The following is a 19,993-nucleotide window of genomic DNA, read 5'->3' as shown; positions in this document are numbered from 1 at the left end:
AAAAAGGAGGGCAGATTCATCGCTTAGAATCCACCCGCCTTGGAGCTCCGCATCATGTAACCGAGCCCGCGCCGCGTTAAAATATACTCCGGCTTGCTCGGGTCTTTCTCGATCTTCTCGCGCAGCCGCCGGATCGTCACGTCGACCGTGCGCACGTCGCCGAAATATTCGAACCCCCACACCGCTTGCAGCAAATGCTCGCGGGTCATGACTCTGCCGGCGTTTTTGACCAGGTAATGCACCAGTTCGAATTCCCGGTGGGTCAAATCCAGCGGCTCGCCGTTCTTATGCACCGTATACATGTCCGTGTCGATGTACAGCTCGAACAGGCTGATGCCCTGCTTCGTATCTTCGGCCCCGTCCTGCACCGCCGGCTTCTGCCGTCTGCGCATCTGCGCCTTGACCCGGGCCAGCAGCTCCCGCGTGCTGAACGGCTTGGTCACATAGTCGTCCGCCCCAAGCTCGAGCCCCAGCACTTTGTCGATCTCCCCGTCCTTGGCGGTCAGCATGATGATCGGCGTTTCCAGCTTCGCCCGCACCTCGCGGCATACATCCATGCCGTCTTTGCCGGGCAGCATCAAATCGAGCAAAATGAGGTCCGGCTGCTCGGAAAACGCCAGCTCCACCGCCTCGATGCCGTCGAAAGCGAGAATGACCTCGTAGCCCTCTTTTTCTAAATTGAATTTTAAAATATCCGCAATCGGTTTCTCATCGTCCACTACCAAAATTTTGCCTTGCATGACACAGGTTCACCCCCAAACTCTCGGTCATGGCTTCCATCTCCCTCTATCTTACCATATCCTCGGCGGCATCAGCCATCCGGGAAACTTTAATGCCTGCCACGTGAGAAAGGCTGCCTTTCCGAAAATTAATTGGAAAAGCAGCCTTTCTAAATTGTTGGTGCAGATAGCACATGCTTAAACGCGGTCCGGTTACTTTTGAGAGTAAGTTCGCACATCGTTCGATAGCATGAACGGTTAAACCGATTTTTTATTGATCTCTGTTATAGGTATTTCATCGGGTTTTGGACGCCCCCGTTTTTATGGATTTCAAAATGCAGATGAGTGCCGGTGGAACGGCCCGTGCTGCCCATAACCCCGATCTTCGCACCTTTCTCGACGATCTCGCCTTCCTTGACGCTGATCTTGCTCAGATGTCCGTATAACGTTTCGTAGCCGTTTTTATGATCGATAATAATGACGTTGCCGTATCCGGTTTTCGTCCCGGTGAAAGAGACCACACCCTCGTCCGCCGCAAGAATATCGCGGTCCGAGGATACGAGATCGACCCCTTTATGCGTACGCCCCCAGCGTGACCCGTAACTGCTTGAAATGTTTGCCCCCGAAACCGGCCAGGCAAACTGCCCGGTTCCTTCGCCAACCACCTTCGTCCCCTTCAGCACGATTCGCGGCGTCGCCTTTTTCGATACTTCCTGACCGAGCCATTGCTCGGCAATGACCATACCGTTTTCCTTGGTGATGCGGTATTCCATCGTTTTCAGGCCGTTCGACCCTTTCGCGACGACCTTGGATTCGCCGGCCTTCAGGTTATCGCTTTTACGGATGATCAACTGCGGTTCGGTCACGATTTCTTCCGTCACCTTCTCCACCGTTCTGACGGTCAGAGCCGGCTGCAGCGCTTTTACGTTCAGCACCGTGCCGATTTGCATCGTCCGCTCCTCGACGTCGGGGTTATTGGCGAACAATTCGGCCTGGCTTACGTCAAACCGGGCGGCGATAGAGGATATCGTATCCCCTTCCCGCACTTCATACTCAAGTGCTTCTTCGTTGCCCCGCACGATTTTTTGCACCGCCTCGTCAACGGTAAGCACCTTGTTCGGGTCCGCTTCTACGGCCCCCTGCGCCACTTCCTCGGTGATTTTGGCCGACTCCAGCGTGACGCTGGCGCCCTTGGATTTTACTTGCGAAGTTTTGGATTTGGCCCCGCCGGTCAACTTCACTTTGGAAGCCAGCGTTTTCCGGTCGGTTTGCGGAACATATTTTTCTTTAACCCGTTCCAGGACCGCCTGCGCCGCCGCCTCATCCTTCACGATGGCAATGACTTTTCCGTCCACTTTCAGTTCGACGCTTTTGGCGTATCCGGTCAGCATACTGTACAGCTCGTCCAGCGTTTCCTCGGAAGTCACCTTCGCTTTATAAGCTTGTTCCGGCTTCAAAGTAATGCCTTCGGTATGTACGGCCATTTCCGCATGGGGATATTTTTGTCCATATTCCTGTTTTTTGCGTTCGATAACGGATTCATATTCCGCTTGGCTGGCGATGGTGCCAATCTCCTTGCCGCCTATATAAACCCTGTAATAGGACACCGTATTGGCTTTGACATATTGCTGGACCGCCAAGTAAATCGATCCGGCAACCAGTACGACCGCTGCCGCCGTTATAGCGGTTTTGAGGGATTTAAGCATATTGGATAAGGCCTTGGTGGCTTCCGTCTCTCCAGTCTGTTCGGATATCTCCAGATCATTTTCCGGGCGGCCTTCACTTTCCTGCGTCTGGGACTTCTCCCCGCGCCATAGCTGCCAAAGTTTCCCCGTGAAACCTCTCATACTGATCTCCTTTTTTCCATCGACTCATTTCGACCAAAAATGGTTTCAAAATTTTAACCTTTTTACCGCCAATGATTACTTTAACACAGTCCGACAAAGAATTTCAACTTTGGGCCAATATGCAAAAAACCCGCGCAGCGCGCGGGCCTGGCCCATATATCAATAACGTTTTTACCCTTCGTTTGGTTACAACCCGCGTGCGCGGAAAGCACTGGCGTGCCCGGCCCAGCGCAGGTTAAACTTCTATTTTTTGAGGATTTCCATCACTTTGGCATATTCCGTTTTATCCAGATGTTTCGATAAAATTTGCTCGATATTGATCAACTCCTCCTCCGTCAACCCGCCCTCCAGCGCTGCGGTCAACGACTGCATATCCTCCTGCGGCAGCTTGGACATGAGGATTTTGAACACCTCTTCCTTGTCTTTGTCCGGCAATTCGTCCTTTTTCGCTATCAGATCATCCGGCGTCACCACGACCTGTTGGTCCTGGTTCGATGCCCCCTGTCCGGCCTGGCTGGAAGACATCCCGCCCATGACCGGCAGCGCGTCTTCCGGGACGTTGTCGCCGGTTCCCTGCCCCGTGCCTGGGGAACCGGAGCCGGCCTGGCCGGAGGAGCCGTTAGCGCCCGTGGCCGCGTCACCAGAGCCGCCTGTGGACGTGCCGGCTGTCGAGGGGCTGTTGCCGCCTGTGGAGGCGCTCCCGCCTTGCCCGGCGCTTCCATTGGTTCCGTCGGTTCCGCCGCCCGCAATGCCACCGCTGCCGCTGTGCCCTCCCCCTACGGCACTCCCGGCTCCGTCAGATCCTTCCCCGCTCGCATTCCCGTTCCCGTTTGCCCCGGTCCCGCTGTTACGTTGCTCTCCGTCTCCGCTGCCCCTGTTGCCTCCGCCCAAACCTAGCATCCCCTTCACGATACTGCCCACACTTGGCGCCTGGCCCACCATAGGAAGATTGAAACTGCTTAGCAGTGATCCGATATACATATTTACCACATAACCCGTTGTCACCACACTGATCAGGCTTACCGCCACGATCGTCGCGCATAATTTCAGCAGCCAGCCGATCCATTTCATGAATGATTTCCTCCTTCTATCCTTGCTCCTTACAGCTCATCTAGCTCTAGTATGGACAGCAGAAGAAAGATTCAATCTGCATCGGCTTAGAATAGTTTCTTGCAAATATCCGGTACATGGACATGAAGCCATGCCGAATCCCAACCAAATGCAAAAATGCAGTTCATTTTCACTCAAAAGATTCTTTTTTAGCCGATAGCCCCAAAACAGATGCACTTTTGCAGTTGATTTGCCTAACTGAGTCGTAGCCCATTCCGGTTTCAATCCCATCACTTTTTGAATGGCTCCCTATAACGTGTTAATGTAAAGGAAGCACAAGTAAAAGAGAGAGGATTTAGGTGAATTAACTACCAAGTAGTTAGTTCACCTATTTCCACTTTTTAAGAAAATGGTGAGGGTATGAAAAAGATCAGCTTTAACGAAATGAAGGATAACCACACTTCCTTTTTTTCTCCAAGTCAGCTCGTTGTTCGTAAACTGCCTGTTATTTCAACGACTGACGAAGAGCAAATAAAAGAAATCCTGATCAACATGATCAACATTCAAGGGATCTTGGCTAGGCATTATTTTTATCAAAGAGAGCTAGGAAGCTCCAATATAGAAGATTGCTCCTTCTTTATCACTAATAAAGTGGATGATGAAGCTTTAATGTTTAGCATGATTTTTGATTCCGTTACTGTAACAAAGACCCGATACGGGCAACCATGCGGTCTCCAAGTTAATAACGCCAAAGATATAGCTTATAAGGTTTTTGAAAGAATGATTAAAGAAAAACTGGTTAACAATGAAATTGGCCACTTTATTCTAGGCAGAAAATTTCAGAATGATTATCGCCAGTTAGGATGTTTTGAAATAGAAGGTGATGGCAGAGAGGTTATTGAAAACGAGTTTTTTACTTATTTGATCAAAAGTTCAGCTTTGTCCACGGCTGTTTATCCTGCATATCTCGATGTTAGTGGTTTAAAAATGGAAGAAATAGAAAATGATCAGCTCGTACTTCAGTTAGCAAATCAAGTTAGCAAACTCTATTTAATGGTTTATGATTACGAAAATACTGAAGGGGTTCCTTTCTTTCGAAAAGAATTGAGATGGTATATTGAAGGTTCAACCTAAGTGCTTGACAGTCAAGTCAGCAACAGATCGGGGCCTGGGGCGAGACTCGCTATATCTGGAGGCTTTGCACGATTATCCCGTTTGAACAGGTGAATTGGCCTCCTGAAGCAAAGGGATGATCATGCAAAGTGGTTTGGAGAGACACCCCGCCCCCTATCGTCTATCCTTTGCTAGAAGTGTAAGCTAAACAAAAAAAGCGCAAGCAACAGGGCTTTACAACTCCTGCACTCGCGCTTTTTTTCAAACGCTCATAACCTTAGCGTATTCTGTATTACCAGGGCCTTGATAACATTTGCAGCTTATTCGTATATCGGCAGCACCTGGTTCGTTTGGCTGCGGTTGCGGCCCACCGAGAAAATCGCGATCGGCACGCCGGTCAGCTCGGAGACGCGACGCACGTAATTGCGGGTCGCTTCCGGCAAATCCTCCAGCGTTTTGGCACCCGAAATATCCTCCGACCAGCCCGGCATCTCTTCATATACCGCCTCGCATTCAGCGAGCATCTTGAGGCTGGCCGGATAGTGGGTGATCACTTCGCCGCGGTATTTGTAGCCGGTGCAGATCTTCACCGTTTTCAGACCGGTCAGCACATCCAGCGAGTTGAGCGATAAGCCGGTGAGTCCGCTCACGCGGCGCGTATGGCGAACCACCACACTGTCGAACCAGCCGACGCGGCGCGGACGGCCGGTGACGGTGCCGTATTCGTGCCCGGTTTCGCGGATGAAATCGCCGATTTCATCGTTCAGCTCCGTCGGAAACGGGCCGTCGCCAACGCGGGTTGTATACGCTTTGGCCACGCCGATAACCTGATGAATCTTCGTCGGTCCTACGCCGGAGCCGTTGCAGACGCCGCCCGCCGAAGGATTCGAAGACGTTACGAACGGATAGGTGCCCTGATCGATATCGAGCATAACCCCCTGGGCGCCTTCAAACAACACCTTCCGGCCCGCATCGATCGCATCATTCAAAATAACCGACGTATCGGCAACATAAGGACGAATGATTTCCGCGTACTCCAGGTACTGCTTCAGTACCTCTTCCACATCGAGCGGCTGCCCTCCGTATACGTTCTGAATCACCTGGTTCTTCTCTTTCATGATATGGCGCAGCTTGGCTTCAAACTCTTCCGGGTCCAGCAGATCGGCAATCCGAATCCCGCTGCGCGCCGCTTTATCCATATAAGCCGGTCCGATTCCCTTCCGGGTCGTTCCGATCTTGTTCTCCCCCTTGCGATCTTCCTCCAAAGCGTCCAGCACCAAGTGATAAGGCAAAATAACGTGGGCCCGGTCGCTGATGACCAAGTTTTTCGCGCTGAATCCGTTCTCTTCCACGTACTGGATTTCTTCGATCAGAGCGGCCGGATTGATGACCACGCCGTTCCCGATGACGCACAATTTATCTTGATTGAAGATGCCTGACGGAATCAAGGTGAGTTTGTACTTCTTGCCGTCGATAAGTATGGTGTGACCGGCGTTGTTGCCGCCTTGATAACGGGCCACCACATCTGCGCTCTCCGCCAGAAAATCCGTGATTTTACCTTTACCTTCGTCTCCCCATTGCGTTCCCACAACGACTACCGTTGACATGTACATTCCCCCGCCCGGTGCGTCCGGCACCTGTATTTAAGCACTCCAAAATGCAGCCTCGATTCACTTTCCCCAAATCGTAGGCCGATGACTGTAACAACCTGACCAACTTGACTGCCGCTTCCGCCGTTTGAACGCGCTCACACGCCTACGGGACCGCAGCTCATCTGCCGCTTTAACGCAGCAATTCCAGTTTAACAGTCTCAATTTTCAAAGTCAAATTAAAAAACGAACGATTTTCATACTGCTTTTTATGATTGTTCGGAAATAATGTGATTGCCGCACTCCGAAACCGAAAGTTTTCGGCAAAAAAGGGATGTCCGCCGCCGATGTCAATAATAGACTCACGCGGACATCCCCCTCCTGAACCTTGACCCTGCTTACAGTTTAAAGATCGCCACCGCCTTTTGCAGGTCTTCAGACAACGCCGACAGCTGGCGGATCGCCGCAGCGATTTCCCCCATCGCCGCGCTTTGCTGCTCGCTCGCCGCCGCCACTTCTTCGGAAGAAGCCGCCTGCTCCTGCGTCACGCCGGAGATTTGCTGCACCGAGGCCGAGATGCTCTGATAGGAATTTTCTACCAGAACCAAGGATTTCAGCAGCTGATCGGTGCGGGCGAAGAAATCGCCGATGCCCTGGAAAATATCCTGAAAGTTCTGGTACGTCTGCCCCATCCATTTTTGCCCCTCTTCAATCGCCCGGTTGCCTTCACCGATGCTCTCAATCACCAAGCGGCTGTTCTCCTGCGTTCCCGCTACCAGCTCCGTAATCGACGCCGCGGCGGCGGCCGACTGCTCGGCAAGCTTGCGCACCTCGCCTGCGACCACGGCAAAGCCCCGGCCCGCTTCGCCGACCCTCGCCGCTTCGATGGAAGCGTTCAGCGCCAGCAAGTTGGTCTGCTGGGCAATATCGGTGATCATGCCGATGACGTCGCCGATTTCCTTAGACCGTTCTTCCAATTGCCCGGCCGTCGTCACCGAATGGCGCATTACCTTTTCAATCGTATTCATTTGACTCAAAGTATGATCGACCATGTTCCGCCCTTCCGCCGACTGCTGGCTGACCTTCCCGGCGATGGACTGCATCTCGTTCACATCCGCCACGACCCCGGACAGCTGCCGCTCGATTTCCATGACCGACGCGGAGCTATGCGCGATCGATTCCACCACCTCGTTGATCCCCTCGCTCATGTTGTTCATCGATACCGCTACCTGCTGGGCGCTTTCGCTGGACTCCTTGGTTACGTGCATCAGTTGGGAACTAGTGCCCGATACCTCTTTCGATGAGGTCGAAATATGGCCGATCAGCCGCTTCATGCTGTCACTCATCGCGCGGAAGGCGTCCGCCAGCCGGCCGACTTCGTCCACGTTTCTAACCCGGACTTCCTCGGACAAATCGCCCGTGGCCATCCGTTCCGTCGCATGCACCAGCGTTTTATGAAATGGCAGGTTTTGATTTTCTTCAAGTTAAATGCCTGCTAAATTGCTCGACGGTTTGCTGCCAACCCCAAACTTACGGTTGCCGCAGGCGCTATTTGCTTCAATAACGCCAATTTTAAATGCTAACGGTTGCCACAAGCGCTATTTGTTCAAATAACGTTGATTTCAAATTGTAACGGTTGCCATGGTGCTTATTTCGTTGAAAACCGGTAATTTTTGCTTGGATTCAGGCAAATAACGGCGATCGCAACCGTTAGAATTTAAAAAAGGTCTTTTTTCGGCAAATAGCCGCTGCTGCAACCGCTAGACTTTCGGCCGTTCGTTCCCGTTGCCCGCTTTAACTTAAACAAAAAAAGAGCCGACGATAAACGTCAGCTCTTGTATCTTGCTCGTACCATATACTTCAATCAGCAGCTAAATAATATGGACAATTAGTTCCTTCCTGCGTGTTTTGCAGTGTCTTTATAATTTTTACCCGGCAAACGCGTCGGTATGCGCCCGTTCGTAGTTGGCGAATTTGTTGAAGTTCTTCAGGAACACCAGCTCGACCGTCCCGACCGGCCCGTTCCGCTGCTTGGCAATGATGATTTCGATGATGTTCTTCTTTTCGGTCTCTTGATTATAGTAATCGTCCCGGTACAGAAACGCCACGATGTCAGCGTCCTGCTCGATCGAACCGGATTCCCGCAAGTCGGACATCATCGGCCGCTTGTCCTGCCGCTGCTCGACGCCCCGGCTAAGCTGGGACAAGGCGATGACCGGCACTTCCAGCTCCCGCGCAATCTGCTTGAGCGTCCGCGAAATCTCGGATACTTCCTGCTGCCGGTTTTCGCCCGGTTTGCCCCGGCCGTGGATCAGCTGCAGGTAATCGATCAGAATCATGCCGAGGCCCTTTTCCTTCTTTAAGCGGCGGCATTTCGCCCGGATATCCGCGACCGTCACGCCCGGCGTATCGTCGATGTAAATCTCCGCTTCCGACAAGGCGGCGATGCCCATCGTCAGCTTCGCCCAATCGTCGTCGTTTTTGAAATCGCCGGTCCGCATGATCCCCGCGTCGAGGTTGGCCTCGGCGCAGATCATCCGCTGCACCAGCTGCGCCGCGGACATTTCCAGACTGAAGATGGCGACCGTCTCTTTGGCGCGCACCGCCACGTTCTGGGCGATATTCAGCGCAAACGCCGTTTTGCCTACCGACGGCCGGGCCGCCACGATAATCAAATCGCTGCGCTGGAACCCCGCCGTCATTCGGTCCAAATCGACGAAGCCGGAAGGAATGCCGGTCGTCGTTCCGCGGTTCTGATGGAGCTGCTCGACGCGGTCGAACACCTCCATCACCACGTCGCGGATCGCCACGAACCCGCTGCCCGAGCTGCGGTTGGAAATCTCCAGGATGCTCCGCTCGGCGTCGCTGAGCATGCCGGAGACGTCCTCGCCGCCGGCATAACCGTCGCTGACGATCTGCGTCGCCGTGCGGATCAACCGCCGCAGCATCGACTTTTCCTCGATGATCCGCGCGTAATAATCCACGTTCGCGGCCGTCGGCACGGCATGCGCGAGCTTGGCCAAATAGCTGACCCCGCCGATATCTTCCAATTCGCCGCGGTCCTTCAATTTGGCCGTCAGCGTGACAAGGTCGATCGGCTTGCTCTCCTCGCCAAGCTGAACCATCGCTTCAAATATCAACTGATGGGGCTTGTCATAGAAATCTTCGGTCCGCACCCGCTCCATCGCGGTGATGAGGGCCTCCGACTGAAGCAGGATCGCCCCAAGCACCGCCTGCTCCGCTTCCAGATTTTGCGGGGGGATCCGATCGAAAAACAGATCGCCGCTCATTTACTCCTCCGCCACGTGAACCTTCAGCGTCGATTTTACTTCCGGATGCAGCTTCACCGAAACCTGGGTCACGCCAAGCGAGCGAATCGGTTCGGGCATTTCGATTTTCCGTTTATCCAGCTTCACGCCGGATTTCTCCAGCGCGTCCGCCACCTGCTTGCTGGTGATCGCGCCGAACAGGCGTCCGCCTTCACCGGCTTTCGCTTTCAGTTCAACGGTGATCTCTTCGAGCTTCTTGCCCAGCTGGATCGCGTCTTCCTTCTCCTGTGCCTTTCGTTTTAGCTCCGCCGCCGTTTGCTGCTCCAGCGTTTTCACGTTGCCTTCCGTCGCCGGACGGACCAATCCGCGCGGGATCAGGAAATTTTGCGCGTAGCCTTCCGATACGTTTTTGATTTCCCCTTTTTTGCCTTGACCTTTGACATCCTGCAAAAAGATTACTTTCATTCGAACAACCCCTCTTCCTTCTCCATTTCATCCAGCACGGCGAGCAGCTTCTTCTCCGCTTCCGCCTGGGTTCCTTCCAGCTGCACGGCGGCATTGGTCAAATGCCCCCCGCCGCCCAGCCGTTCCATTACAACCTGCACGTTCATGCTGCCGAGCGAACGGGCGCTGATGCCGATCAGGCCGTCCGGCCGCTCGCAGATCACAAACGAAGCCTGCACGCCCGTCATGTTCAGCAGCGTATCGGCCACCTGGGCGATCAGCAGCTGCGGGACTTTGCGGCCCGGCTCCGCCGCGGCTACGGCAATATGCCCGTGAATCATCCGCGCATGCTTGATGATATCGGCCTTGGCGATATACTCTTTCAGGTCTTCCTTCAGCAGCCGCTGCACCAGCACCGTGTCGGCCCCGTTCCGCCGCAGGAACGCCGCCGCCTCGAACGTGCGCGACCCGGTATGCAGCGCAAAATGCTTCGTATCGACCGTCATCCCCGCCAGCAGCGTCGTCGCCTCCAGCGGGCTGATCTCCACCTTCTCGTGAATGTACTGCAACAGCTCGGTTACGAGCTCGCAGGCGGAGGAGGCGTACGGTTCCAGATAGACGAGCACCGCGTCGCTCACGAATTCCTCGCCCCGCCGATGGTGGTCCACGACGACTACCCGGCTCGCCTCCTCCACCAGCCGCGGCTCCATCGTGATCGACGCCTTATGCGTGTCCACGAGCACGAGCAGCGTATGCTGCGTCATCATACCGAGCGCCTGCTCGGGCGTAATGAACCGCCGCATCAAGGCGTCGTCCTTGCCGATATGCTCCATCAGGCTGCCGATGCCCGGGTTCGGGCCATCCAGGACGATGTGGGCTTCGACCTTGTACATATCGGCGGCTTTCAGCACGCCGATGGAGGCGCCGATCACGTCGAAGTCCGGGACGCGATGGCCCATGATGATGACGCGGTCGCTCTCCTGCATCAGGTCGCGCAGAGCGTGCGCGATGACGCGGGCGCGAACGCGCGTCCGCTTCTCTATGGCGCCCGATTTGCCGCCATAGAAAGACAACCTCTGACCGGCCTTCACCGCGGCCTGGTCGCCCCCCCGCCCGAGCGCCATATCGAGGCTGGACTGGGCGAGTTCGCCCAGCTCGCTGAAGCGCTCGGTGCCGAAAGCGAGGCCGATGCTGAGCGTAATCGGCACCTTCAGGTCCGCGGTCATCTCGCGGACCTCGTCGAGGATGACGAACCGGCTTTGCTCCAGTTCGTTCAGCGATCTCTGATTCAGGATCATCAGATACCGTTCGGAAGACAGCCGACGCAGATAAACGCGGTACTGTTTGGCCCATTCCGTGATCGCTGTCGCGACCCGGGCGATCAACGCCGTCCGCTGCTGGTCGTCCATCCCCTGCGTCGCCTCGTCGAGATTGTCCAGCAGAACGATGCCCAGCGCGGCGCGTTCGTCTTCGTAGCGCTCGCGCAGCACGGCCAGTTCCGTCATATCGTGGATGTAAATGAGCCGCTCCGCCTGATCAACGGTAAGCTCGTAATAACGATCATCCACCATCGCTTCCGCTTTCGTTTTTCCGCCGTGTCCTTCCTTCTTGTCCCGTCCCCCCGGCTGCGGCAGCTGCAGCTGCGGCAGCAGCTCGGCGAGCGGCTGACCGACGACCGAATCCCTGCCGTACATCCCGCCGACGAACCGGTTGTGCCATTCCACGGTCCGGTCCTCACTGTAGAGCATTAGCCCAAACGGAAGACTGCCGACCACTTGGCCTTCCACCCGTTTGACGCGATAGTTCAGATCCGTGACGTAACGGACCAGTTCCTTGCGGAACCGGCGTTCCGCCTGCAGCATGTTATAGGTCAGCACCCCGACCAGGCAAAGGCTGACGAGTCCCAGAATCCAGTTGTAATAGGAGACGAAGATGACGAGCAGCAGCTGAAGCATGAACATCCACACGGTTTGATAACCGTACCAACGTTTTTGCAAAAGATTTGGCATGCCTTCTCACCCTATCGTCTTGGTCTAGTAATCATATCCCGCAGCGGAAAAGCGATGTCCAGAATCCCCACGATACGCAAAGGCGGAATGAACAAGAGCGCCACCACGAGCAGCACCGGTATGGCCGGGTTCCACCTGCGATGATAAGCCACAAAGAAGAAGAAGCTTGCCGTTTGTACCATAAACAAAAACTGCAGCAGCGGCATCAGATTGAGCACGATCGTGCCGAGGAACCCATTTTGTATGACTCCGCCGGCAAACAATTGGATCAGCAGCCCGATCAAATAGTACCAGATTAGCGAGCGCGGAAGCTTCCAGTCCCGGATCGGCGCCAGCTTCGGAACGGCATGCCCCAGACTGGCCAGCGTCGGCCGGGAGACGGCATGGGCCACGGCGGCCATCAGCAGCGAGCAGACGATCATCGTGAACGGCACCATCCGTACGGTCAGGCTGGAAAACTGCTGGCTCAACTCTGGCGACCAGACCAACCCGCCCGACATGGAGCTGTCGGCCACGTCCTGCAAAGGCGCAACCGCCGCATTGATCATATCTTCAATGGCCGTGGCCAGATTGAAGTTGAAGAACACCGTGCTGATCAGCAGCACCAGAATAAATTCCAGCAGGAGCGTCCCGGTCCCGGACATCACGATCCGAAAGGCCGGGCTTCTTTTTTTATATAAATAACCCATCACGATCGCGGGGATGATGAAAAACACAGCCTCCAGCAATAGGAACGGCCCGAAAACAAGCGCCGCAATCAGCCAAACGGCCGCCGTATGCGCGATAAACGCTCTGGTGGACAACGTCGTGTAGAGCAAGACGCCCGGTACCATTAGAAAAAAAATCGTAACAACGGTCAGCGGAGTAGCGAGTGACAGCAGAAGCAGCAAATAAACGGCGCTCCAGGCCACCGATGTCCAGCGCAACTTCAAATGGGTTCACCTCTTACGCATATGTTCTTCAAGTGCAGATATATCCTGATACCAATCCTCCAACTGGTGACCCTCCTGCTGATGCTTCCTTAGTTTTTCCAGAATACTGTCATCCATATCCCGATAGGAAACACCAAGTCTGCGCCCCAAAATATAGCTGCTGACGATCAGACTGGCAAGACTGTCCGTTACCCGTGTCGTGCTGCCTTCCCAAAGTGCCTTAAACAAACGGGATACGTGATCGACAACTTCGGTTTTAAGCCATTCAATCACCTTGGCGCGTTTGGCCACATCCATTTCCCTTTGCATGGCGGACAGCTTCCACCCTCCCCGAAAAAAACTTATTCTTCATTATAGCATATAGCAAATGCGCCAAGGGACGCAAACGCCTTCTATTTATTGGATTCCAGCACGTTTCTGGTGACGAACTTTTCGCAATATTCGATAATTTGGCTGCGGCGGACGATACCGATAAACCGCCCCCGGTCGTCCACTACCGGCACGAAGTTCTGCACCTTTGCCAAATTGATCAAATCCTCCATATCCGCATCGATGCGCACCGGCTTGATATCCATCTTGAGCGGAACATCCTTCAGCAAAAATTTTGAAGCGGTCTCAAAGTTTATTTTGCCGCCGGAGTTTTTCATATGCCACAGCAAATCGCCTTCGGTCACCGTTCCGACATAGGCCCCGTCCTGGCTGATAATCGGCACCGCCGTATAACGGTGAAACTCCATCCGCTCCAGCGTCTGCCGCAGTGTGGAATCCAGCGTGACGGTGACGACATCGTTTTTGGGCAATAAAAAAAATGCAATATTCATCGGATCGAAATCCTCCTCACCTTTCTTCAGGCTCCCCTATTTGTTACGTTTCAAAACGGGAGTTGTTCCGCCCATCCCGCGAGAAATCGGCAGCCGGAAACCGGACTGCCGAATTTTTTCACTATATTTTAAAATATGACGGGATTCTACGGCTATGCTCCTATCGCTCTCCCGCTATTGCGCCGCGGACGTTCCCGAATCGCTTCCGTTTGAAGCCCCGGCTTCAGTCTCGGCCTTTTCCGCGTCGCGCGATTCCGGTGTAATCAATTTATCCGGCTCCGTTTCCGGATCGATCCAGCTCCCGATCATCTCTTTGGCGAAGGCGACATCCTCTTCGTTGGCTTTATCATAATAAATCCCTTTGATGCGCATCCCTTCGCCCATAATGGTGAACCCGCTGATCTGTGGCTGCTGCTTCCCGAGCAGCACCTGCTTCGACAGGTCGATGATTTTGCTTGGCGCAAGATCGGTTTTGAAGTTTTCCCCCATCATGTCCATCAATTCGGGAATTTTCGTCACCTGGTCCAGCTTCAGCATCCGGTTTACCATCGCATTCAAAAAGATCTGATGGCGTTTCGTCCGTTCAAAGTCGCTGTCCTCCCGGTATCTGACGTAATTAAGCGCTTCTTCCCCGCTATACAGCGGTTTGCCGGCCTTAATCGTAAATTTCTCGTGGTATTTCTCCTTATTGACGATATCCTTGGTGATCGGCAGCTCAATGCCGCCCAGGGCGTCTACAATTTCCCTCAGCCCATGAAAGTTGATCGCCGCATAATAATCGGCCGGATAACCGAGTAAGTTCTCCACGGTGTCCTTCGCCATTTTCTCGCCGCCAAAAGCATACGCGTGGTTAATCTTATCCATACTGCCTTTACCCACAATTTCCGTATACGTATCGCGGGGAATGGAAATGAGCAGCACTTTTTCCTCTTCCGGGCGCACCACCGCATAAATCATCGTATCGGATCGGGCCGGTTCATTATCCCGTTGATCGACACCAAGCAGCAGTATGGTGAACGGCTCCTGTCCCTGCTCCTGAGCAACCTGCTGCGGCTCCGTTTCGCCCCCCAGCGGAGCATAGGATTCCTGCAATTGCTTCTCCACCTGTCCGGAGAGGAACAAGTCAAACGCCATGATGGCCAGCGGCTTGCGGAACATGTAGGCTCCCGCCCCGATGATCAGCACGATGGCGATGATTGCAATCCACGACTTTTTACCTAGCTTCTTCTTTTTACGCTTCGAGCTGCGTTTCTGCCTTTCTATCATATGATGCCTCCGTTTTTAATTCATAGATTTAAATTTCCATTATATAGTAAAAATACCATTCCCAACTTGCCGACAAAAATATCTCTATCGTTTCGTACTATAACACATTGAGGAATTACGGTACAACAATAACCGACATACCTCCCGCCGGACAGGCCGCTTAGGTATCTGGTAAAACATCTCCCAGCGCAAGAGATTAATCCGACAAGATACATTTTCTCGTCACCACATTCTGTCACCATATTCTAACGGTTGCCACAGCCGCTATTTGCTCCAATATCGCCGTTTTCATATTCTAACGGTTGCCGTAGCGCTTATTTAGCTAAAACCCGGCGATTTGGGCTCAGATTTGAGCAGATAACCGCGCTCACAACCGTTAAAATTTAGAAAGGGTCTTTTTATGCAAAATAGCGAATAATACAACCGTTAGATTTCTGACGTGATCTCAAATGGAATAGCGGGCAAGGTGTACCTGAGATTTTGTATAAGCGTTAATGCAACGCCAGTGCCCTAACGGGCCCACATGACCCTATTTCGCTCTAAACCCGTTCACCCAAGCCGATTTGAGGTAAATAAGGTCATCTGTGTCCGTACATTTTGCATACGTCCGTTTTTCCGAAAATAACGGCTCTGGTGTCCCTTAGCCCCAGATTCCCCTTCTCCTCCCTTCTCTAGCTGCGCAACCTCCCTAACCCTGCCGAAAATTCCATAAAGAAGCCAGACCGCGTTTAGCGGTAGTTTTCCTTGAAGTATCAGGAAACCGAGGCTCCGAATCCAAAAAAACAGAGGCCTGTTCCTCATATGAGAGCAGCCCCCTGTTCTTTCTATTATTCCATTGCTACCGATTTCCAGCCTTATACCAAACCGCTATCCGCGCCGAGCGGAAAGTGGCAAGCCACTTGGCGGCCGGGCCCGGCTTCCGTCAGCTTCGGCTCCACCTTGGCGCATTTGTCCCCGGCAAACGGGCAGCGGGTGTGGAACCGGCAGCCCGATGGCGGATTTGCCGGCGACGGCACATCCCCCTGCAGCACGACGCGCTCCTTGCGGCGTCCCGGCGCAGGCTTGGGAATCGCCGACAGCAAGGCGGCCGTATAAGGATGAAGCGGCGCGGCAAACAACGTTTCGGTTTCCCCCACCTCCACCAGTTTGCCGAGGTACATCACCCCTACCCGGTCCGATATGTGACGGACGACATTCAAACCGTGGGCAATGAACAAAAACGTCAACCCCAATTCACGCTGCAGCTTCATCAGCAAATTGATGACCTGCGATTGCACGGAGACGTCCAGCGCCGAAACAGCCTCATCCGCGACGATAAATTTCGGGTTCAGGGCAATTGCCCGGGCAATACCGATCCGCTGCCGCTGTCCCCCGGAAAATTCGTGCGGGTACCGGTTGCGCCGGCTGGCATCCAGCCCGACCAGCTCCATCAGCTCAACAACGCGCTCGTCGATCTGTTTGGCCGACATGCTGCGGTGAACGCGCAGCGGTTCGCCGATGATATCCCTAACCAGAAAACGCGGATTCAGCGAGCCAAACGGATCTTGAAAAATGATCTGCATTTCCTCGCGCAATTTTCGCAGCTCCTGGCCCTTTAACTTGTGAATATCCCGCCCCCGGAACACGACCTCCCCGTCCGTCGCGCCCTGAAGCCGTAATATAACGCGTCCCAACGTCGATTTGCCGCAGCCCGATTCACCGACGAGCCCGAAGGTCTCTCCTTGGCGAATGGCCAATGAAACGTCGTCAACGGCTTTCACGTGCCCAACGACCCGGCTTAACAATCCTTTTTGAATCGGAAAATATTTCTTTACGTTGCGGATATCCACCAAAATCTCCCCGGAATCTTGGCTCTCCGCCTTCGGTGCTGACTGCAAAGGCGCCGTGTTGATGATCATGCCGGTTTCACCCCGCTTCTTCCGCTGGGCTCCCCCGCCGCGAACACCGGCTTATCCTCATACAACCAGCACGCCGCGCGATGATCGTTCCCAACCAGAAATTCGCCGGGCTCCTTCTGCCGGCAAATGTCCTTAGCATACGGACAGCGGGGATGAAACCGGCACCCCGAGGGCAGCTGTCCGATCGGCGGAATCGTTCCCTGGATCGTATACAGCTCGCCTCCGCGCTCCCCTTCAAAGCCCGGAATCGATTGCAGCAGCCCCACTGTATATGGATGGCTCGGATGGGCGAAGATTTCCTCCACCGGCCCTTCCTCCACGATCGCTCCAGCGTACATGACGGCGACCCGGTCGGCCATTTCCGCGGCCACGCCCATGTCGTGCGTAATCAGTAAAATCGACATCCCCAGCTCGGCCTGCAGCTTCCGCAGCAGATCGAGAATTTGCGCCTGCACCGTCACGTCCAGCGCCGTCGTCGGTTCATCGGCGATCAGCAACTCCGGATTGCAAGCTAGGGCAATGGCGATCACGACGCGCTGGCACATGCCCCCCGACAGCTCGTGCGGATATTGCTTGGCGCGGATCTCCGGAGCCGGAATCCCGACCAGACGCAGCAAATCGACCGCCATGCTCCAGGCTTCCTCCCCGTTTTTGTTCTGGTGCAGCTTTAAGCTTTCGGCAATTTGCTCCCCGGCCGTAAATACCGGGTTTAGCGCCGACATCGGATCCTGGAATATCATGGCAATCCGATTTCCGCGGATTTGGCGCATTTCCTCCTGGCTCATCTGCGACAGATTCTGCCCGCGGAACCTGATATCTCCCTCCAAAATCATCCCCCCGGCATAATCAAGCAGCCGCATAATGGCCAGCGAGGTGACGCTTTTTCCGCTGCCCGACTCGCCGACCAGGCACAGCGTTTGCCCTTTGTCCAGGCTAAGCGAGATGCGGTCGGTTGCCTTGACGACGCCCTGCTCCGCAAGAAACCCTGCCGTCAATTTGCGGATTTCGAGTAATTTTTCCGCCACTTTGTCAGCCTCCTCCGCGATTTGCTGATGTTCTGTCTGGGATCCAGGGCGTCGCGAATGCCGTCGCCGATAAAGTTCACCGCCAGCACAACGATCAGGATGCACAGCCCGGGATAAACGGCTTGCATTTTATCGATCAGCATAAATTCCTGCGCATTGCTGAGCATAAGCCCCCAACTCGTCGCCGGCGCCTGGATGCCGAGCCCCAGGTAGGACAAAGCCGATTCGCTCAAAATGGCCGTGCCTACCATTAACGTCGCATTGACGATAATCGGAAAGCTGGAATTGCGCAGCAGATGGCGGAAAATGATCCCCATATCCGATACCCCGATCGCCCTTGCCGCTTCCACATACTGCATTTCCCGCAGCTGCAGAAAGTTGCCCCGGACCAGACGGGCGATGCTCATCCAGCTCGTCAAGGCCAAAATCATGATCATGTACCGGATTTCGGACCCGAAGATGGCAAGCACAAGGATATTGAGAAACAAGGTGGGCACCGAATTCATCACATCAACGATGCGCATGCATACCGTGTCGACCCAGCCGCCGAAGTACCCGGACAACGCCCCGACGACCGATCCGATCACAACCGACGCCAAAGCCACGGAAAAGCCGATCAGCAAGGAAATGCGGGCGCTGTACAGCAGCCGGGTAAAAATATCCCGCCCCAGCTCATCGGTGCCGAGCAGATGCCCTGGCGAACCGGCCGGAAGGTTGGCGTACAACAGATCGATTTTCGCCGGATCATGCCTTGAAATCAGCGGTGCCAATACAGCGGCGATAATGAAAAACAACAGCACGCCCAGACCCGTCATGGCGTACGGATTATGCGAAAATTTGCTCCAGAGCATTCTCCATGGGCCGGGCGGCTTTTTGGACGAAAGCGCCGGCTCGGCTTTGCCGCCGGTTACGGAAGATTCCGCCGGCTTCGGAACGGGCGGCTCCGGAGAAGGGCCGGACGGATACGGAACTTTCAGCTCGCTCACGCCGCCGTTCCCCCCTTCTGCCCCAATTTGACCCGCGGATCCACGATCGCGTACAAAATGTCCGCCAGGAGGCTGCCGATAACTACCACGACAGCGGTAACGATGGTAATTGCCATCAGTACGGAATATTCACGCGCCGTGGCCATCTCAACATATAATCGGCCCATGCCCGGCCAGTTAAACACGTTTTCCGTCAAAGCGGCTCCCCCGACCAGCAGCGGCAAATCAAGGCCGATGATCGTGATGATCGGAATGAGCGCGTTGCGCAGCGCATGCCGGAACACCACCTTGCGTTCCTTGACGCCTTTGGCCCGTGCGGTGCGGATGTAATCCTGCTCCAGCACCTCAAGCATGCTCGCGCGCGCGTATTTCATATAAGAAGCCAAGAACCCCAAAGACAGCACCGAGACCGGCAGCACCAGATGCATAAACAAATCGGCGATGCTGCCTTCCTTGCCGCGGCTGTGCATGTCCGAAAGCGGAAACCAGTCGAGTCCCAGGGAAAGCCACTGCTGCAGCAAAATGCCGAACCAGAACGTCGGCATGGCAAACCCCAAATAAGAGATAAAAGACGCGGTCTGGTCGGACAAGCCGTACTCCTTCGTACTGTTGTAAATCCCCCAGGGAAGCGCAATAACCAGCGTCACCAGCCAGGCCGCCCCCATCAAAATCAGCGTGTTGGCGATCCGCGGCCACAGCAGATCCCCCACCGGAAGATGATTTTTAAACGTATAACCGAGGTCGCCCCGCAGCAGGTCCCCCACCCAGCGGACGTACTGGACGGGGATCGGCTGATCGAGTCCAAGATTACGCTTCTGCTGTTCGAACGTTTCCGGCGATAAGCCCGGAGCCAGCATCATCTGGGTGGGACCGCCCGGAGCAGCGTGGATGAGCAGAAAGGTGACGACCGTAATCAAAAATATGACCAGCACCGATTGCAGCAAACGACGGATCAGATATTCTGTCATTGTTTACCCTCCCGAGGCAGCAGGCGATAGAACCACCGGACCCTTTCCATGAAAGAG

Annotated in this window: 17 protein-coding genes; 1 reads left to right on the top strand and 16 read right to left on the bottom strand. The window is 54.6% G+C overall.

What is annotated here, in order from left to right; all coding sequences use genetic code 11:
• Positions 1–23: 23 nt before the first annotated feature.
• The 3 genes from yycF to NYE74_RS03650 all read right to left on the bottom strand — a co-directional run bounded on the left by yycF (position 24) and on the right by NYE74_RS03650 (position 3,637).
• Positions 24–740: a response regulator YycF gene (yycF, locus tag NYE74_RS03660; RefSeq protein ID WP_328273492.1), complete on the bottom strand. Its 717-nt coding sequence runs from the start codon at positions 738–740 to the stop codon at positions 24–26.
• A gap of 263 nt (positions 741–1,003) precedes the next feature.
• The gene (locus NYE74_RS03655; protein ID WP_341004585.1) at positions 1,004–2,566 is read right to left on the bottom strand and encodes a M23 family metallopeptidase; all 1,563 of its coding nucleotides are present in this window, start codon (positions 2,564–2,566) and stop codon (positions 1,004–1,006) included.
• A gap of 243 nt (positions 2,567–2,809) precedes the next feature.
• A complete protein-coding gene (locus NYE74_RS03650) occupies positions 2,810–3,637 on the bottom strand; it encodes a hypothetical protein (RefSeq protein WP_340923655.1) in 828 nt (275 codons plus the stop codon).
• Positions 3,638–4,036: 399 nt separating this feature from the next.
• On the opposite strand from NYE74_RS03650, the gene NYE74_RS03645 reads away from it, so the two are divergent.
• Positions 4,037–4,750, top strand: coding sequence for a hypothetical protein (locus NYE74_RS03645; protein WP_036618276.1), 714 nt, complete (start codon positions 4,037–4,039; stop codon positions 4,748–4,750).
• Between the two features lie 299 nt (positions 4,751–5,049).
• Here NYE74_RS03645 and NYE74_RS03640 read toward each other — a convergent pair whose 3' ends face one another.
• From NYE74_RS03640 to NYE74_RS03580, 13 genes are all read right to left on the bottom strand, one after another.
• Positions 5,050–6,336: an adenylosuccinate synthase gene (locus tag NYE74_RS03640; protein ID WP_124332246.1), complete on the bottom strand. Its 1,287-nt coding sequence runs from the start codon at positions 6,334–6,336 to the stop codon at positions 5,050–5,052.
• 380 nt (positions 6,337–6,716) lie between these two features.
• Complete coding sequence (locus tag NYE74_RS03635; RefSeq protein ID WP_316560414.1) at positions 6,717–7,763, bottom strand: methyl-accepting chemotaxis protein; 1,047 nt, start codon at positions 7,761–7,763, stop codon at positions 6,717–6,719.
• Positions 7,764–8,246: 483 nt separating this feature from the next.
• A complete protein-coding gene (dnaB, locus tag NYE74_RS03630; protein ID WP_036618272.1) occupies positions 8,247–9,608 on the bottom strand; it encodes a replicative DNA helicase in 1,362 nt (453 codons plus the stop codon).
• Positions 9,609–10,052 carry a 50S ribosomal protein L9 gene (rplI, locus tag NYE74_RS03625; RefSeq protein WP_036618270.1) on the bottom strand — a complete coding sequence of 148 codons (444 nt, stop codon included), beginning with the start codon at positions 10,050–10,052 and terminating at the stop codon, positions 9,609–9,611. It lies immediately after the preceding gene.
• Positions 10,049–12,040: a DHH family phosphoesterase gene (locus NYE74_RS03620; RefSeq protein ID WP_036618268.1), complete on the bottom strand. Its 1,992-nt coding sequence runs from the start codon at positions 12,038–12,040 to the stop codon at positions 10,049–10,051. Before NYE74_RS03620 ends, rplI begins: the two co-directional genes overlap by 4 nt.
• 11 nt (positions 12,041–12,051) lie before the next feature.
• Positions 12,052–12,972, bottom strand: a complete 921-nt coding sequence (locus NYE74_RS03615; RefSeq protein WP_036618266.1) for a DUF2232 domain-containing protein — start codon at positions 12,970–12,972, stop codon at positions 12,052–12,054.
• Positions 12,973–12,978: 6 nt separating this feature from the next.
• Positions 12,979–13,281, bottom strand: a complete 303-nt coding sequence (locus NYE74_RS03610; protein WP_036618264.1) for a MazG-like family protein — start codon at positions 13,279–13,281, stop codon at positions 12,979–12,981.
• An 83-nt stretch (positions 13,282–13,364) separates the two neighbouring features.
• On the bottom strand, positions 13,365–13,793 hold the full coding sequence (locus NYE74_RS03605; protein WP_036618263.1) for a CBS domain-containing protein: 429 nt from the start codon (positions 13,791–13,793) through the stop codon (positions 13,365–13,367).
• A 174-nt stretch (positions 13,794–13,967) separates the two neighbouring features.
• Positions 13,968–15,059, bottom strand: a complete 1,092-nt coding sequence (locus tag NYE74_RS03600; protein WP_036618261.1) for an LCP family protein — start codon at positions 15,057–15,059, stop codon at positions 13,968–13,970.
• Positions 15,060–15,913: 854 nt separating this feature from the next.
• Positions 15,914–16,957, bottom strand: coding sequence for an ABC transporter ATP-binding protein (locus tag NYE74_RS03595; RefSeq protein ID WP_051985150.1), 1,044 nt, complete (start codon positions 16,955–16,957; stop codon positions 15,914–15,916).
• Complete coding sequence (locus tag NYE74_RS03590) at positions 16,954–17,982, bottom strand: ABC transporter ATP-binding protein (protein ID WP_036618258.1); 1,029 nt, start codon at positions 17,980–17,982, stop codon at positions 16,954–16,956. Before NYE74_RS03590 ends, NYE74_RS03595 begins: the two co-directional genes overlap by 4 nt.
• Positions 17,949–18,959 (bottom strand): ABC transporter permease, encoded by a 1,011-nt coding sequence (locus NYE74_RS03585; protein WP_230876947.1) that lies wholly within the window; start codon positions 18,957–18,959, stop codon positions 17,949–17,951. Before NYE74_RS03585 ends, NYE74_RS03590 begins: the two co-directional genes overlap by 34 nt.
• A gap of 5 nt (positions 18,960–18,964) precedes the next feature.
• Positions 18,965–19,936 (bottom strand): ABC transporter permease, encoded by a 972-nt coding sequence (locus NYE74_RS03580; protein WP_036618254.1) that lies wholly within the window; start codon positions 19,934–19,936, stop codon positions 18,965–18,967.
• Positions 19,937–19,993 lie beyond the last annotated feature (57 nt).

The sequence above is a fragment of the Paenibacillus sp. FSL P4-0127 genome, from assembly GCF_038007325.1.
Taxonomy (GTDB): domain Bacteria; phylum Bacillota; class Bacilli; order Paenibacillales; family Paenibacillaceae; genus Fontibacillus; species Fontibacillus macerans.
Note: the sequence above shows the minus strand (reverse complement) of the source record. Positions and strands in the feature narration are given on the sequence as shown.